Origin of the sequence: Brakhagea baltica (assembly GCF_052161605.1) — a bacterium.
Classification (GTDB): Bacteria; Planctomycetota; Planctomycetia; order Pirellulales; family Pirellulaceae; genus JBKCUI01.
The window spans coordinates 6756720-6773103 of sequence record NZ_CP197409.1 but is presented as its reverse complement, the minus strand read 5'-3'; the positions used below and the strand labels follow the sequence as shown (position 1 = coordinate 6773103).

General features: G+C 51.5%; 20 protein-coding genes and 1 tRNA gene. 15 read left to right on the top strand and 6 right to left on the bottom strand.

The window, feature by feature from the left end; genetic code table 11:
- Positions 1-43 precede the first annotated feature (43 nt).
- The 4 genes from SH449x_RS26300 to SH449x_RS26285 all read right to left on the bottom strand — a co-directional run bounded on the left by SH449x_RS26300 (position 44) and on the right by SH449x_RS26285 (position 5003).
- Positions 44-271 (bottom strand): hypothetical protein, encoded by a 228-nt coding sequence (locus SH449x_RS26300; protein WP_482379054.1) that lies wholly within the window; start codon positions 269-271, stop codon positions 44-46.
- 93 nt (positions 272-364) lie between these two features.
- Positions 365-1918 carry a phytoene desaturase family protein gene (locus SH449x_RS26295; RefSeq protein ID WP_482379053.1) on the bottom strand — a complete coding sequence of 518 codons (1554 nt, stop codon included), beginning with the start codon at positions 1916-1918 and terminating at the stop codon, positions 365-367.
- Between the two features lie 31 nt (positions 1919-1949).
- Positions 1950-3602 carry an aldehyde dehydrogenase family protein gene (locus SH449x_RS26290; protein WP_482379052.1) on the bottom strand — a complete coding sequence of 551 codons (1653 nt, stop codon included), beginning with the start codon at positions 3600-3602 and terminating at the stop codon, positions 1950-1952.
- A gap of 57 nt (positions 3603-3659) precedes the next feature.
- The gene (locus SH449x_RS26285; RefSeq protein ID WP_482379051.1) at positions 3660-5003 is read right to left on the bottom strand and encodes a sulfatase-like hydrolase/transferase; all 1344 of its coding nucleotides are present in this window, start codon (positions 5001-5003) and stop codon (positions 3660-3662) included.
- 191 nt (positions 5004-5194) lie between these two features.
- Here SH449x_RS26285 and SH449x_RS26280 point away from each other — a divergent pair.
- The 8 genes from SH449x_RS26280 to SH449x_RS26245 all read left to right on the top strand — a co-directional run bounded on the left by SH449x_RS26280 (position 5195) and on the right by SH449x_RS26245 (position 9622).
- Positions 5195-5283, top strand: a tRNA-Ser gene (locus SH449x_RS26280).
- Positions 5284-5386: 103 nt separating this feature from the next.
- Entirely contained in the window at positions 5387-5596 is a 210-nt protein-coding gene (locus SH449x_RS26275; protein ID WP_482379050.1) for a glycosyl-4,4'-diaponeurosporenoate acyltransferase CrtO family protein, read from the top strand.
- 404 nt (positions 5597-6000) lie between these two features.
- Complete coding sequence (locus SH449x_RS26270; RefSeq protein WP_482379049.1) at positions 6001-6471, top strand: hypothetical protein; 471 nt, start codon at positions 6001-6003, stop codon at positions 6469-6471.
- 124 nt (positions 6472-6595) lie between these two features.
- A complete protein-coding gene (locus SH449x_RS26265) occupies positions 6596-6958 on the top strand; it encodes a hypothetical protein (protein WP_482379048.1) in 363 nt (120 codons plus the stop codon).
- A 116-nt stretch (positions 6959-7074) separates the two neighbouring features.
- Positions 7075-7605, top strand: coding sequence for a hypothetical protein (locus SH449x_RS26260; protein WP_482379047.1), 531 nt, complete (start codon positions 7075-7077; stop codon positions 7603-7605).
- 137 nt (positions 7606-7742) lie between these two features.
- Positions 7743-8168, top strand: coding sequence for a dual specificity protein phosphatase family protein (locus SH449x_RS26255; protein ID WP_482379046.1), 426 nt, complete (start codon positions 7743-7745; stop codon positions 8166-8168).
- A gap of 289 nt (positions 8169-8457) precedes the next feature.
- Complete coding sequence (locus SH449x_RS26250) at positions 8458-8688, top strand: hypothetical protein (RefSeq protein WP_482379045.1); 231 nt, start codon at positions 8458-8460, stop codon at positions 8686-8688.
- A 439-nt stretch (positions 8689-9127) separates the two neighbouring features.
- Positions 9128-9622, top strand: coding sequence for a hypothetical protein (locus SH449x_RS26245; RefSeq protein ID WP_482379044.1), 495 nt, complete (start codon positions 9128-9130; stop codon positions 9620-9622).
- Between the two features lie 72 nt (positions 9623-9694).
- On the opposite strand, the gene SH449x_RS26240 is transcribed toward SH449x_RS26245, so the two are convergent.
- Positions 9695-9913 (bottom strand): hypothetical protein, encoded by a 219-nt coding sequence (locus tag SH449x_RS26240; protein ID WP_482379043.1) that lies wholly within the window; start codon positions 9911-9913, stop codon positions 9695-9697.
- Positions 9914-9970: 57 nt separating this feature from the next.
- Here SH449x_RS26240 and SH449x_RS26235 point away from each other — a divergent pair, with 57 nt between their 5' ends.
- From SH449x_RS26235 to SH449x_RS26205, 7 genes are all read left to right on the top strand, one after another.
- Positions 9971-10618: a hypothetical protein gene (locus tag SH449x_RS26235; protein WP_482379042.1), complete on the top strand. Its 648-nt coding sequence runs from the start codon at positions 9971-9973 to the stop codon at positions 10616-10618.
- A 588-nt stretch (positions 10619-11206) separates the two neighbouring features.
- Positions 11207-11665: a hypothetical protein gene (locus SH449x_RS26230; RefSeq protein WP_482379041.1), complete on the top strand. Its 459-nt coding sequence runs from the start codon at positions 11207-11209 to the stop codon at positions 11663-11665.
- A 100-nt stretch (positions 11666-11765) separates the two neighbouring features.
- Positions 11766-12305: a hypothetical protein gene (locus tag SH449x_RS26225; protein WP_482379040.1), complete on the top strand. Its 540-nt coding sequence runs from the start codon at positions 11766-11768 to the stop codon at positions 12303-12305.
- Positions 12306-12360: 55 nt separating this feature from the next.
- Positions 12361-12900 carry a hypothetical protein gene (locus SH449x_RS26220; protein WP_482379039.1) on the top strand — a complete coding sequence of 180 codons (540 nt, stop codon included), beginning with the start codon at positions 12361-12363 and terminating at the stop codon, positions 12898-12900.
- A gap of 56 nt (positions 12901-12956) precedes the next feature.
- A complete protein-coding gene (locus SH449x_RS26215; protein ID WP_482379038.1) occupies positions 12957-13718 on the top strand; it encodes a YwqG family protein in 762 nt (253 codons plus the stop codon).
- Positions 13719-14262: 544 nt separating this feature from the next.
- The gene (locus SH449x_RS26210; protein WP_482379037.1) at positions 14263-14523 is read left to right on the top strand and encodes a DUF4160 domain-containing protein; all 261 of its coding nucleotides are present in this window, start codon (positions 14263-14265) and stop codon (positions 14521-14523) included.
- A 5-nt stretch (positions 14524-14528) separates the two neighbouring features.
- Positions 14529-14795, top strand: a complete 267-nt coding sequence (locus SH449x_RS26205) for a DUF2442 domain-containing protein (protein WP_482379036.1) — start codon at positions 14529-14531, stop codon at positions 14793-14795.
- 182 nt (positions 14796-14977) lie between these two features.
- Here SH449x_RS26205 and SH449x_RS26200 read toward each other — a convergent pair whose 3' ends face one another.
- Positions 14978-16381 carry a DUF1501 domain-containing protein gene (locus tag SH449x_RS26200; protein ID WP_482379035.1) on the bottom strand — a complete coding sequence of 468 codons (1404 nt, stop codon included), beginning with the start codon at positions 16379-16381 and terminating at the stop codon, positions 14978-14980.
- Positions 16382-16384 lie beyond the last annotated feature (3 nt).

Below are 16384 nucleotides of genomic sequence, written 5' to 3'. Positions count from 1 at the left end.
CATTGCGTACCGCAACCATCGAAATCGCAGGTCAACATTTGTATCAGGGGGCTTCGAGCGGTTTGGATAGAAGTCGCTCAATTTTGCACATGCAAACAAGTGCAAGCCAGACCGCTCGCAATTTACCATCTTCTGCCCGACGCAAAACGTAGGCAGTGGTAGCATCTACAAGAACGGTCTTGGGATCCAAAATATCAAATATCTCACCATTATTCATAGTGATTCTGATCGGACCTTCGGCTATCGCATTATCGAGCACTTGCTTATCCATTGGACTCGCTCCGCAAACATTAGAGATGTAGATTGCATCTTGGATACATCTGACATTTCATTATACCATCATCCTATGGCAAATCCACTTCCCCTAAACCGATGCCATCTCCAGCTTGCCGGCTTGCGTGTCGATATCCACCGTGTCCCCCGCGATCCAACCACTCATAAGCACCATCGGCATGCCAGGTCCGGGGTGGGCTGCACCACCAGCTAGATACAATCCTTTAAGATCCTTGGATCTGTTGGCAGGCTTGAACGCACCCAGGTACTTACCATGGCTAGCCAGTCCGTAAATCGCACCGTTGAGAACGCGATACCGCTTGTGGATCCCCTCCGGTGTCAACGAGGACTCGCAAACAATCCGGTCCCGAATCCCCTTCATGCCACCTGTTCGCTCGAGCTTGTCGAGAATCACTTCGCGATATTCGGGCAACATCTTGGACCAGTCGTGATCAGGTCGCAAGTACGGCGTATGCACCAAAATATAAAGTGCCTCTCCTCCAGGCGGTGCAACCGCTGGTTCACTGATCGACGGTGCACAAACGTAAGCGGTCGGATCCGGCGCCGGTTTGCCTTGTCGATAGATGTAGTCAAACTCTTCGTGCGGATCCTTGGAAAAAACAAAGTTGTGGTGCAGGACGTGATCATATTTCTTGTTGAGCCCCAGATAGAGCACTACCCCGGAACACGCTGGCTCATACTTGCGGCGTTTGTCGAATTTCTTCTGGGTCTCAGATCCATTCAATAGCTCTCGGTGTGTCCGAACAGAATCGCAATTGGAAACGAGGGCATCAAACGTAAAGCTCTGACCACTGGTCGTGGTTAGCCCCGTGACTCGCTTCCCATTGTTCAGAATCGATGCGACGTCGGTCTCGGTATGAATCTCGACTCCGAGCTCGCGAGCTAACTTCTCGAGAGCCACCGGTACCGCTCGCGTCCCACCGATGGGATACCATACGCCTTCCTCTGTTTGCATATGTGCGATCCCGCAAAGCACTGCCGGCGATGCTTCCGGTGACGAGCCGACGTACTGAGTAAAGTGATCGATCATCTGTGCGGCACGCTCGTCAGGCACACACGAACGAACGAGCCCCGCCACCGAACGCCCCATGCGGAGGCTCAACACATCCTTGAGCACAGATGCCGAAAAGGCCCCGCCGACCTCCATCGTATCTGCGATACCACCGACGCTACGCCAGAAGAAGAACTTGTCCGAGACGCTGTGCAACTGCTTGGAGATCTGCATGAACCGCTCGTATCCAGCACCAGCATTGGGATTGCTGGAGAACTTGTCGAGGTTCTCTTTCATGGCCTTGATGTTCGCCACGAGATCCAGCACGCCACCATCCTCAAAAAAGCATCGCCATTGCGGATCGAGCGGCACCAGATCCATGTAGTCTTCGATCTTTTTGCCCGCTTCATTGAAGATCCGTTTCAACACGGAGGGCAGCGTCAAAATGGTCGGTCCCATATCGAATCGGTAGCCATCTTGTTCGTGAACGGCAGCTTTCCCGCCGACCCAAGCGTTCTTTTCAAACAGGGTTACTTTGTGCCCACGAGCTGCCAAAGTGCACGCTGCCGCTAGCCCCGCTAGACCACCGCCGACGACTCCAACTTGCAATGTTCGCGATGCTTGCCCAATCATATTCCATCGTTTCCTTTTTTGAGTCTTTTGCCTACTTTTGAGGCTTCTTCCTCGAAGCCATGGCCGCTTGAATCGTCTGCTTGAGACCTCGTAACCGCTTGAGCAGGCTACCACCGTGGTTGAATTGTAGCAATCCGTCTAGAAGGGATTCATCTGCGGGAGACGGGGGCTGCAAATGGGGCAACCAACGGCCTCGCCTTAGCGTGATTACTTTTGGCACAGTCATCCCGAGCAATCCTTCATCGCCGCGCGTGACGCCATAACCGCTCTCCCCTCGCCCACCAAACGGCAACTGCGGGTCTGCGGTGGGAACCAACGTATCATTAATAATGATCGAGCCCGCCGAAATGAATTTGGTCATTCGCAAAGCATCTTCAACCGGACCATAAACAGACGCGGTCAACGCATACGGACACATCGAGTCAAATTGAAGCGCCTCAGCCCAGTCAGCCACCGGAACAATCATGGCTAGCGGAGCAAAAATATCCGCCGAGCACAAACTCATCGACGGCCGCATATCAGTCAAAACGAGATGCCCGATCGAAACCGTCGCGTTGGGAACCGTCACGTTGGGAACCGTCGCGTTGGGAACCGTCGCGTTGGGAACCGTCGCGTTGGGAAACGTGTTCGACGCCTGCTTGCACGAGTCATTCGAAAGGTCGGTCTGAGTCGTGGTCAAGACGATGTTCGCATGCGGGCTCTCAAACACGCGAGCACCCGATTGCACGGCCTCCTTGACTCCAGCCTTCAGTTTCTCAAAAACGGTTTTGGGGATCTGGGTTCGCCACGCTTTCTGACTGTCCAATGTGAGTCGCTGTGCAAGCAACCGATGAAAGACTTCGTACGTCTTTTCGGGCAAGAAAATTCGCCTGGGTGCCAAACAGGACGCCCCTCCGTTGAGTCGCAACGTAAAAACCAACGTATCGCAAACGCGATGCAGATCGGCACCGGGCAGAACATACATGGCATCGCAACCACTCAGTTCCATCGTGGCTGGTGTCAAACAATCGGCGAGCTGCTTGAGCACGTTCCGGCCAGATCGGCTGCTCCCGGTCAAGACGACCTTATCGACCCCGGCCTCGATCGCTGCCTGTCCGGACTCGATGGAGCTGTCCAGGATCACGCACAACTCCCTCGGCACGCCAGCTTCGATGAGCAGTTCGACAAATCGTTCGGTGACCAACTCTGCTCCCGGGGCGGGCTTTATAGCAACCGCGTTGCCTGCCGCGAGAGCTTGCAGTGCCTGAACCCCCATCAGATAGAGCGGATAGTTCCCCGCACCTATAATCAGAACGAGTCCATGCGGTACGCGTACGATGCTCGACTCGAGCCACCCTAACCAAAGAGGTGTGTGGCGTCGCTGCGTATAACGCGTTCTCAAAACGTACCGAGCTCGACGGCATAACCAGCGAACCGAATCAGCCAACGGCATCAGCTCGGCGGAAACCGTTTCAGCATAGCTCTGGCGATTGGGTATCTGGATCGCCTGTGCCAACATCAATCGATCACGCACCAATAACTCGCGCAGCTTCGACAAGATGGCCAATCGATCTCTCAGCTTGAGATCCCGCCACAGCAACTGCGCACCATAAGCGCGTGAAAATCTAGCTGCCAAGGTCGGCTTGGCAGAAGCTGCTGTCGTGGGCGTTGTTTGGGCTGCCCTGGGTTCTTGAGAGATACTCATGCCATGAGAATACCACTCTCGGGGACGATATAAAAGGACTTGATACCGTTAAGTTTATCAATCCTGCTTATCGTTCCATTCGACCACCACACCCGTCGGTGGCAATCTCCAGCAATCATCCAGCGCCCTCACCAGCTCAGCCACCATATCCGGATGCTTCGATGCGAGGTTGTTTTCCTCAAACGGATCCGCTTCGAGGTCGAACAATTGCGGCCTAAGCTCCGCCCGCAGATGACTTTCCGAGTAACGACCGAGAGGCACGTTGGTGGTTAAGATCAGTTTCCAGTTGTTCTTGCGAACCCATCTGTATAGTAGCGATTTGCTGGGATCGTCGAGATCATACACATCGTGCGCAAAGCCTTCTCCAAAGATCGCATCGCGAGTCCACGGCTGTTGATCTCGAATCAATGGCAATAGATCTAAACCGGGCAGACCCTCAGGCAATTTGCAACCCGTCGCGCTAGCAATCGTCGGCAAGAGATCGATAGTACTGGCCAGCTCGGGATAATCGCGAGGCTGTATCACACCATCCCAGCGAATCAACGTCGGTTGTCGCACCCCACCATCGTAGGCGGACTGCTTGGAGCGGAGAGCATAGTTCGGAGAATTGGCCGATTGCAACCAACCGTTATCACCTGTGTAGACAATAATCGTGTTCTCCATCAATTGGTTCGCCTCTAGATGCGATATAAGCTGACCAATGGTTTCATCGAACCATTCGCACATGGCAAAGTAGCGAGCGTGATGGATCGATGGTGCGTCGGCTAGGTATTTGCTGAGAAGTCGCTCGGGCGGGTTGTGCGGAGAGTGAGGTAAGAACGGGGCATACCACAGAAAGAATGGTTCGCTTGCTTGTTGGGAGGCATCTAGGAACTCAAAGATGGGCTCGAGTCCTTTTCTGCCGATGTCCAAGCCCGCATCCCCGTGCCGCCCGCCCGGCTCCGGGAATCCCTTGGTCATTCCGTGGGTGAACCCGCCTCGCGAGAAGCTCCCTTCCCACCACTTGCCGGATTGAAACGACCGGTAACCCTTGGCGGCCAGTAGTTTCGGGAGTAGCGGCTGTTCGTCGATGAATCCGATGAGCCGCGATTGCAACGCTTTGTACTTGGCCGGGTCGTTCGGTGCCAATTCCGGTGCCGGATCATTGCCTGTGATGCGGTGTTGGTGCGGGTATTTTCCGGAAATGATGGTCGCCAGCGAAGGGCGGCAGAGTGCAGTGGGAACATAAGCGTTGCGAAACACAGCGCTTTGGCTCGCCAGGCGATCGATATGAGGAGTTTGGATTGTCGGGTGCCCCATAAAGCCATAATCCGTCCACGCTTGATCATCAGAAATGATAAAGACCACGTTTGGTGGCTGCGGCGCACCAGGGGAAGAGGGGGCCGGCGGATTTCCGGACAAGGGAGATTGCCCGCAGGAGGGTCCGGGTAGGCCAGAAATAAGGGTTGCGAGGAGTGTTAGGAAGGTGAGAAAGTTGTGCATTGTCATAGCGAGAGGGTTTGGTTGGCGGGAGTTGTGCAGTCCGAGTTGAGAAAAATGGTCCAACCGAGCTTGCGAAGAAAAACGGATTCGGCACAATAGCTTACACAATTGGAGAGGTGGCTGAGTGGTCTAAAGCACCGGATTGCTAATTCGGCGTAGGGTTAACTCCTTACCGCAGGTTCGAATCCTGTCCTCTCCGCTTTGTTTTTCTAGAGAATGCAGCAAAACCCCGGAACCCCTGGGGTTTTTGCATTTCTGGTCCGATATGGTCCATTCTAGATTTCACGCTAAAGCACATCGACTTGGATTTGCTCCGCCTCCAAATGACCATTGCAGAGATCAGCCATTGGATCGGCTTCCTGTTCGTGGCGGCCTTTGCCGTATATCAGAGCTATAACATTAGCCTCATTTTTGGGCTCGCGATGATGATCCCCAACGCCTATCCCTCCTTGCTTCAACAAGAAAACAAGAGACGCCTCGACAAGATTATGCACTGCCTGGCGAAGCGTTGAGACACTTGCTTCGAACAGGTGTAGTGAAATCAAAAGTTGGGCGTCGATCTTAACACGGGCCAGCGACGAGCTTTATTGCAATGGATTCGATTGGGTAACTATTGCGATAGGTAGCTGTTCAGCTCATTAATCCATTTTCTGGAAATGCCCCACGCTTGACGTGGGGAATGTTGGGCGAGTCATTACTTAGCGAGAAACGTGAAGCTCCGCAGGGTGAGCCTGCGGCATCTTTCCTCTATCCCACGACTCATTTCGTTCAAACCGGGATAATTGCACCGATGATTGTTATCCCTGTTTGCGGCCAAAGGACTCAAAATCGTTGACTTCCCCGGGATAACGTCCGACAATAACGACTTACCCGGTGAAGAAACTGGGATAATTGCAAGTTCTGGCTTTCGAGTTTTATGAGCAAACGTACGATCTCTTTACTTCTGATCGCAAGTGTCATGCTGACGGCTACGGTTCTGACGGTTCGTCCAGCCGTGATCATGTTTCATCGTTGGCGCTTTGACACCCTAAATGACTACGTGACAAACGGCCCTACAACTGTAGACATGAATGGACTGGCTTATATTGATGTCACAGAGGCCGGTCCCGCACATGCATACCATATGCGTCGACTGGTCGAATTGGGTGTGATCTCAAAGATTGAATTTGTGATGACGAACTTGTTAGGAAAATCGCCCGAACGATCAAGCTTCTTCAAGAAGCTACTTGCACACGATTGTCCAAAGCACCTATACTGGTCCTCCGAAGAGCCTACACAGCCAACTCCCACGGTATTCATGGTATGGTGTGAACATGAAAATCGAGAGGCTTGGATCGTATTCCTTGAGACTGAAAACCGTCACGCCGAAACCGCGCCAGAACAATGAATTACAGCCAAGTGCTCGGGCAACCATCGCGATTTTCGTTGGGGCTCCTGCTCGCACTGGCTGAATTCGTCCGTTTGCCGACTGAAAGGACTGGTGCGTGACGATAGGGAACTGGAAGCAAATTGTGCTACTACTAGTCCTGATGGTACTCGGGTGCGCAACCACCAAGACAAGAAAAATTGATGCACCGGATAGAATGCAGACTGAGATTGGTGCGTTGATTCGCCCTGGTATGACAATCGAGGAAGTCGAGTCAGCACTGAAGATCGAAGGATTCCAATGCACTATCGAAAGGAACGCTTCATTTGTCGCGATGAAATCCTGGTCCGAGAAAGAACCTCCGCGAGAAGCTATTGATTTTGTACGATGTAATCGCACCAATAACGCTGGCTTTCTGATGGGGCGAGTCTGGTCGGTCGCCATTCTTCTTGATGGTGGGAAGGCAACTGGTGAGGTTTTGGTTTCACACTTTGTCGATGGCCCCTAATCGTGTTAGAATAGACGAACAATGAATTGCAACCAATCCCTCGATCGGCCGTTGTGACTTGCATTGAGTCAACCGCTGGGGCGGGATGATCGTTAGCGTTACCGATAGGAATGACCATGACGCATGACATAACTTTGATTCCATATACTGCACCAACTATCCTTGAGTCTGACTTGCGATCGAGGCTACCAAACTTGCAGCTCGTTCGACTGGGATTTTCTACGTTTTTCACATCACTCTTCGTGATCGTTTTACTCCAATCGTTTGTGTGGCAAGGGCATTTCCGACTTTATTCGCTCCATGACCAAGCGCACTTTATGGCACTGATCGTATCAGCTGGCCTTGCGATTGCCTCCTGCGTTTCACATGTTATCACCCGAAAACATTCGTTCCGGTATTCGCCAACGATTCTAGTTGCTCTGCTTGGAATTACCGCAATTGGCGTTTTAACATTTTGGTCGTGGCCGATTATGATTCCTCCCTCAATGTTTATCGACCTATCAAAGGTATTTGCCGTTTACACCGCTATTGGTCTGATACCAGCACTCTTAGTGTCATTGCCGCAGATGGTCACCCGAGCGGGATGGACAGCGACTGCGTCTTTGGCTGCCGTTGCAATACTTGCCCTATTCGCCAGTATGCAATGACCATATAAAGCCGGATAACGACCCGATCCACCCCAGCCCTCGGGCTGCCGTTTCCTGCTCGCCACACCTTTAGGTCGGGTGGTGTGATCGTGATCGTTCATCCACTCAAAAATACTCCTGACCATCGAGTCGTTTGATTGATCCGCGTTGCACATTCTAATTTACTATACATCGGCAATGCGTTTGACGCTCGCGATCTTCGGTTGCTGTATGACAACGGTATCCGCGCGGTAGTGGATCTTGCAATCAATGAGCCTCCGGCCCAACTCGGTCGGGAATTCGTTTACTGTCGTTTTCCGCTAAATGACGGCGATGGCAATAGTGATGCCTTGATCATTTTGGCGATTCGCACAATTGCGTCCTTGATTCGCCAACAAACACCAACATTGGTTGCCTGCAGTGCAGGCATGAGTCGAGCGCCGAGCATCGCTGCCGGTTCGATCTCGTTACTGACTGGTCGTGATCCAGATGAATGCCTAATGCAACTGATTACTGACGCCCCCAATGATGTTTCGCCGATACTATGGACGCACGTCAAACGGGTGTACCATGTATCCGACTGATCGTCTCCGAAACACATCGTGGAAGATCATAATTCGGCCCGATTGTTGCCATCGCCGGATGGTTCGAACGGCCCCCAACGACCCATGTCGTTCAAACCGGGATAAGTGCCCCGACAATTCTTATACCGGTTTGCGGCCAAAGGACTCAAAATCGTTGACTTCCTTGGGATAACACCCGACAATAAGTGCTTACTCGGTGATGAAACTGGGATAGTTACATGTTCTGCCACAAACAGGGCAAGCGCAGCGGATGAACGTTTCGGCCACTTAAGTTAGCGGAGTCGAATTGATGGTTGATGCAACGATCCAAACCGAGCTTTCCAACTGCCTGGAAAAATTGCCTGTTGATAGGCAACGTCAAGTGTTGGAGTTTGCGCTAACGCTAGAAACCTCCGCCATCCACGGCGTTCGAGGAGCCGACCTTCTGAGATTCGCTGGCGTGATTGACAAATCTGATCTTGACGCAATGTCGCGTGCCATCGAGGACGGATGTGAAGGGATAGACCTGAATGAATGGTAACTCAGCTCGAAGAACAGGCAGAACATAAACAGGCTTAGATGTTGCGTCGGATAGTCGGGGGAGAGCGTGCGTCGCGCCTGATGGTTTCTCTTCACTTCATTGCGGGCCAGCAGATAGCCAACATATAAGCCCGTGTTCACGAAGCCCCGCGGCAGGATCGGTGAATCGGGATGAGGGGGGCGTTGGGCGAGTCATTACTTAGCGAGAAACGTGAAGCTCCGCAGGGCAAGCCTGCGGCATCTTTCCTCTATCCCACGACTCATGTCGTTCAAACCGGGATAAGCGCCCCGATAATTCTTATCCCGGATTGCGGCCACCTGGGGCAGAATCGTTGACTTTCCCGAGACAATGACCGACAATGACGACTCTCCGGTGGCGAAACCGGGATGATTACAAGTTCGTCCTTTCAAATTTGCGTCTCGTGCTGGGTCACAAATTAATGTTGGACTGGCTAAACCGGTGCAAGTGCGAGAAGCCCGTGGTGGATTTCACTCCAACATTCAATACCTCTGGAGACGATCAAACCGTCGTTGAATTGAAACGCAATGACTTTTTGGTTCTTAGAAGTCCGAACGGAACCTTCTGCGTCCTCGAAACCCTGCGGGCGAGCTATTGGTTGAATCGTGAAAGTGCCGCTTTTCGATGGAAAACGATCAATGGGACCTTGGTCGATGGCGGTACTCTCAATTGCTTCATTCAATACAAATCTAGGCGGACCGGTTGGGGACAACGCACATTGCGACGGCAATCGGGCTCAGCGACGATTGCGCTAGCAGCCTTTACGCTAGAGTGGTCGTACTCAACGAAAAGATCTGTTTGGATCTATCTTCCGCCAGATGTCCAGTACGCATTGAAAACGGACCAACAAGTAAATGCACGCGAATTCCGGGAAACGCGTTTACTAATGGTGACTCACTCGGCCGAAACCGCGTGATTTCAGTCGTTCGTACCCCTTAAACAATTCGAAAATCGGCTACTTCAACGACCACCGACTCGACGTCATAAATCACTCGGCAATCCCCTCCCTGACCTTCGCCGACACTTGAGCCCACGAGAGCCGTTTACCGACTTTGGATGCTCGGCTACGTGCTCGCTCAATTTCTGTGTCGGTGGGCGGTCGGTGCAAGATGCCGACGGTTTGCCCCTGTGAATCGACTAACTCGGTTGGGCCGTTGCTGTTGCGGATTCGCTCGACAATCTCATCGGCTATTGTTACTTTTGTCATGGTTTGGTCCAAGTTTTCCTTTTTTGAATCTCCAATTACCATAGCGTAGAGACGCGTATGAATCGACATGCTAAACCGAGTGCGGGTCGATCCAATATGTACTCGGCCTCGAAATACACCAACTGGTCAAGGTACGACCCGCAGCAATCCGAAATGAATTCGCTGAGTCGCGCACGACCAGTATCCAGCTACGATCTTCCAGACGGCAGCAAAATTCAATTGCTGATGCTCCCGCTTCACAACAAATTCGTTCGACCGTTCGATTGTGACGATGTGAAGCGTATGCTCGCGATCGTTCCGCAAGAAATGCTAATCGGACTTCGCCGAATCGCTTTGCTCGGAGGCACAAGTCGGCAAGTAAAGTCTGCGTGGAATCCGAAGTGGTGCTACGGATGCTACGATTACTGTTCCATCACGCTCTTTGCGTTCCCTGAATGCCGTCGACTCTGGGCGTCGCCAGAACTCCATAAACCTGCCGAGATCCACGCGTACCAGAGAGCAGGCGTTAAGATGACCCATGTCGAAGGAAAGTGGGTCTATACATTTACTGACGAATCAATTCGCAGGTTCTATCTATGGGATGTTCTCGTACATGAAATTGGACATCATGTTGACCGCTCTCATCCTGATCGCTCCACAAAACGGTCTGAACGTTTTGCGGAATGGTTTGCACGCACATACGGATTCGAGGCAGAACATAAATAGCCGTAGATATTGCGTCAGAATTTCTCCCATCCGTGCGCCCTCGTTATGAATTGCCAGACTGCTCTCGAAGCCACCCTTCTTGCACTTGAACCTCGGTGGTTTTTTCCATCGGGGGTGTTGAGCGTACTTTTACAGTAAGCGTTCACGGCCTTAGGCCTTGGACGATTACTTCTTTGCCTTGGCAAGTTGTCATTCGAGTTCCCAAACCCGCGCCGTCAGTTTCGCGATATGCGCAGGCTGATTCGCAACTCTACCGAGAGTTCCATTTGTGGGTAACACCACTCAAATCTGTCAGAAGATGGATGGTAGGAAGATTATGTTAAGATGGTTGCGGCGGCATACTTGAATCTTCTTACCACAAATTTTCTTACCCATCCTAAAATCTCTCTGTGTGGTCCATGATGGCCTCGGTACAGCCCTACCTTTTTGGGCTAGGAATCCCCCGATACAGTCTATCCCCCACCGACTCATTTCGTTCAAACCGGGAAAGGAATCAAAATCGTTGACTTCCTTGGGATAACACCCGACAATAACTACTTACCCGGTGACGAAGCCGGGATATTTACAGGCTATCGGACACAGGTGCTAATGAATACGATTCGCGCGACATTGAGCCGCTCTAATTTCGCACTCAACGAGCATCTGATCATCGAATTGGACTCTATACCACTCGATGCTTTGATAGCAACTCATACGGGGAATGATGACTTCGACGGTTTTGTCCCGTCGCTCCTGAACTGGATGGAATCCGCATTAGAACGCAAATTGACATGGGACCGAATAAAGCCCGAAATCGGACAGACGCAAAATTGTCCAATTTTGATTTGCCCAGACGATCTGGATTTCAATTGCACTGTAATTGTCGCGTCTATATCTAGAGACGAAGAATATGTCACTTGGAATCGATTTGGCTTGGATTGCAGCCATAGCCAGACTGATGTTGGGACCCGAGTGGATTGGTTTCCCGGTCTTGGGCCATATGTTTTCACAACGGATGAATATGATACAATGCTGTCTCTGTTCCGAAAGCTTCACAACGTCCGATAATAAAAGCATGCACCGAAGCGGCCGGTCGCCCGCGCTCGACTTTAGAAACTTTTTTAGCGGCTACTCAGTTATGGTTTCCGTTCTGTCTGAGGAGTGAGGATTGTTGCGATTCGAGCGTCAGACAAACGACATTGCGGAAGTGACAGGGGCTATCGCACTGGCAGGGTTCGCCGTCGTCGTGATTGCTTTTTACTTTCTGATGAAGATGGATGGTATCATCTCGCTCCTAATGTGTGGATTCATGGCATCGCTTGCATGTTTGGCGTTTCTGAATAGCCTCAGAAAAATTTTGTGGCCAACCACGCGGTTCGTTGAGTTAAGTGAGTCTTCTCTCTCTTTTGGAAGCGTTGAACGTGCATCCGACACGTGCTGTCTTCTTTTCGATGACGCAAGCCGTGTTTTTGTTGATTTCGATGAAAGACATATCCTCTGGACAGACTCTCAAGGAAAACAAAGGATAATAGGTGACGACCTTGTATTTACTGGCAAACAATTGCAGCAAATTGCGGATATACTCTGTAGGGAACTCCCCCCAGATCGAATCTACATGAATGAGAACTTCACTCACGATCTGACGGAATCGGCGAGGGAGGTCGACAGAACAATCACGTGCACCAAAGTCGCGGGTCGGGTGCCTTGACTTTTAGAGATGTTACTTGCCGCGACTGGGTGACGTAAAGCGTCCTTCAAATACCATGCTTGTCACGATTGAACGAAAGAGAATTGATCCTCGCAGGCTCTATGGCGTCATCGTCAATGAGTCTGAGCAATTAATTTGCCTTCACCGAGAAGTCGACTTTCAATTAGACGGCTACGTCTTCATTCGAAAAAAAGACATAACGAGTCGCACGTGCGATACGCCATCTCACAAATACACTGAAGCGTTGATGCGAAAAGAAGGCTTTTGGTTAAAACCTGACCGATTCGTTCAGCGGTTAAACATCGAATCGTGGGAAACAACCATTACCGCATTAATTGGAAAACCGGTCTTGGTGGAAAGCGGGAATAAATCCGCTCATTGCTGGGTTGGAATCGTTGATACTTGCACTCGAACAATTGGCACCGTACACTGCTTTGATGGTTTGGGAGTATTTCACGAAGATGCTGATCGAATTCCTCTTCGGTCGGTAACATCGATCCAATATGGCGACAGATACACGCAAACGCACTACAAACACCTGAAAACCAGGACGAGCAAAGCGATGCGCCGAAGTCGCGGATCGGTCGTTTCCTGATGGTAAGTCTACTTGCCGCGATATCGGTGATCGCCCCCTTTACCCGACTCAAACCTATGCATGACGCCGAACTTCGATCACATAAATTGAGCCGCTACACCGACGCGATTCGGGATGCGTCTCGCCCGTGCCTCATCGGTAAAATCATCGAGACCGTCGGTGAGACTTACTTTGGAGGCATGCCACTTGTCTCTTCCGATTTCCAATGGCCTGCAAAAGACGGTCACCCACTTTCCTTTATTGGGCAACTTCACTGCTCTGATGTCGATTTGATCCCCAGTGACGACGGCGATCTTTTGTTCTTCTACGATAATCGCAACTGGGGCGACAAACCGAGCGATCTCGGGCACGCCATCGTCGTTCATCTGTCGGGGAATGCATCGCGCGTTCTGCCGGAGCTGCCCTCTCTTCAAGTACCCGCGTTTTTCGGACTTCGAAAGAAGACCGTTCAACCGAAGGTCTACAAACGCGTCAATATTAGCCTCACGCCTTCGACTAGCTATCCATCGTATGAAAGAAAGTTGGTCACTTTTGATGACGATGTCGCAGAAGAGTGTTACCTCGAATTTTGTGGCAGCATTCAACCCAACATTCAAATTGGTGGCTACCCAAGCCCTGTACAGTCTGACACCATGGAACTCGATTGCGTCAATGCGTTTGGCTTTGGGACACCGGAGCAATGGGTATTGCTCCTGCAGCTTTTCGAGATGGGAGATATGATGTGGGGCGATGCTGGTGCTCTATACTGGTTTATACACCAAGACGATCTCGCGAGTTGCCGATTTGATCGTGTCTGGATGGTTACGCAATGTGGATGACCATCGTGTAACAATCCGACGGACCGAAGCGAGGGTGTTGAGCGTACTTGTTTGCCTTGGCAAGTTGTCTTTCGAGTTCCCCAATCCGCTCCGTCAATTTCGCGATATGCGCAGCCCGATTCGCAACTCTACCGAGAGTGCCATTTGTGGGTAACACCACTCAAATCTGTCAGAAGATGGATGGTAGGAAGATGGATGGTAGGAAGATTATGTTAAGATGATTGCGGCGGCATACTTCAATCTTCTTACCACAAATTTTCTTACCTAGCCTATGAGCAATGTCTCGCCGTAGAGGGGCGACTCCCTTTTTGACCAACAATCTCTTGAACTGTTACCTTTTACATTCGGCCCGATTGTTGCCATCGCCGGATGGTTCGAACGGTCCCCCCAACGACTCATTTCGTTCAAATCGGGAAAGGAATCAAAATCGTTGACTTGCCCGGGATAACACCCGACAATGACTATCTTCCCGGTGACGAAGCCGGGATATTTACAAGTCCGCCTATCGAGGTACCATCCGGTATACTGTAGCTATGCCACAGCTATGCCACGTATCTCCGAATGTTACGGCATCGCCGTCTATATTTACTACAGAGACCACAACCCATCGCATTTTCATGCAATCTACGGTGAGTCGGAAGCGATCATCGAGATCAGCACCGGTGGCATACTGGACGGACGACTTCCACGACGTGCGGCGAAACTTGTGGCTGAATGGTGCGAGATTCAACGCGACGCGTTGCTCGCGGACCGGGCTCTTGCGCAGGCACAGCAGCCTTTACTTCCAATTGAACCTTTGGATTGATTGCGATGATTTTACATATTCTCCACGCCGAACTCGCGGGGCCAACTTCGCTTTGCGTCACTTTTAGCGATGGTTTTGATGCGACGGTTGATTTGCAGCCACTGCTGTCAGGCCCGATTTTCGAACCGCTTCTTGATCCAAACATGTTCGCGAAGTTCACCCTCGATCCTGTCTGCAAAACTGTCTGCTGGCCCAATGGTGCTGACTTGGCACCTGAGGCAATACGCTCTTTGGTTCCCGATGAACAAGAAATTGGCGGACGTTTCATTTGATTCCGGCAACTGACCGACGGAGCGGGCAGCGACAATGTCGTGGATTGCTCCGCCGATCCACTTCTTCCTGCCTCTACTGTCGGCCTAATGACTGTTTCCGCAATACTCGCCCCAACACTTTTGTATGCAGGACTGCGTAAGAAAAACGGTACCGATGCATCAATTTGGTTTCAATCCGTCGACTATGAGATCAGTTTGCGCTCAAAGCGTCCCTCGTTGATCGTGGGTCGCTCGATTCGTCCTTTGCTATTGTAGGAGAGCTTCATATGATCCAAACCAAGAAGCCACAGAATCGATGCATGGATATCGTGAACATGCATCTTGTCCTCGATCGCATACAACCCCAGCTCATCGGTCGCGCCGATCACCTGTCCACCTTTAACTCCACCGCCCGCCATCCACATCGAAAATCCGGTCGGATTGTGATCTCGACCATTTCCCTTTTCACTCATCGGAGTGCGACCAAATTCTCCGCCCCAGATGACTAACGTGTCTTTCAAAAGCCCACGTCGCTTTAGATCCATCAGTAGGCCAGCCACGGGCTTGTCCATCTCAAGACATAAACGGGAATGGTTTTGTTCTATCCCAGCGTGAGCATCCCATTTGCTGCCCGTTCCATGGTAGAGCTGTACGAATCGAACCCCTCTCTCGACGAGTCGCCTGGCCATGAGACAATTCTTTCCGAAGGCTTGGGTCTCTTTCTTATCCAAGCCGTACAACGCGTGCGTCTCTTCGGTCTCGTCGGCTAGATCGATAGCTTCCGGTGCCTCAGCTTGCAGCCGAAATGCTAACTCGTAGCTCTTGATTCTGGCCTGCAATTCGGTCTGATGCGGATACTGATTAGCAAACGAACGGTTCAAGGAATCGAGCAGGCCAAGCTTGTTTTGTAGCCGAGTTGGAGTTTGATCGGCAGATGACACGAGATGGGGAATCGGTTCTCCATCCCCTCCTTGAATACGGACTCCTTGATAAGAAGCTGGCATGAACCCTGCCCCCCAGTTTCTAGGTCCATTCACGGGCCTTCCCGCGTTGTCGCACAGAACCACGAAAGCGGGCAAATTCTCGTTGGCAGAGCCCAGGCCGTATTGAACCCACGAGCCAAGTGACGGGCGTCCTGCCACGTTAATACAAGTGTTCATCTGGCAAACACCACCCGAGTGATTGATCCCATTGGTCCAGCACGATCGAATGACTGCAATGTCATCCATGCAATTTCCAATATTTGGAATCCATTCCGATGCGTACAGTCCACTTTCTCCGTGCTGTGTCCATGTTCGAGGAGCTGCCAGCAGCGGTGCCCCTTTCTCTCCCATTGCGGTAATGGGTTCCTTAAAGCTCGCAGGCAACGGAGATCCCGCCAATTCATTCAACAATGGTTTGGGATCTAGCAGATCGATATGACTCGGACCTCCTTCGCAGAAGATCCATATTACGTTTTTCGCCAAGGCAGGATGGTGAGCCTCAGCATGACCCTCCTGTGACGCCAGCATGTTACAAGCGATTGCACCTAGCCCCAGCCCCGTTCCACGAAGCCAATCCCGCCGTGTGATCGATTCTCGAGCTTTCGTCCCTTTTGTGATTTCCATTAT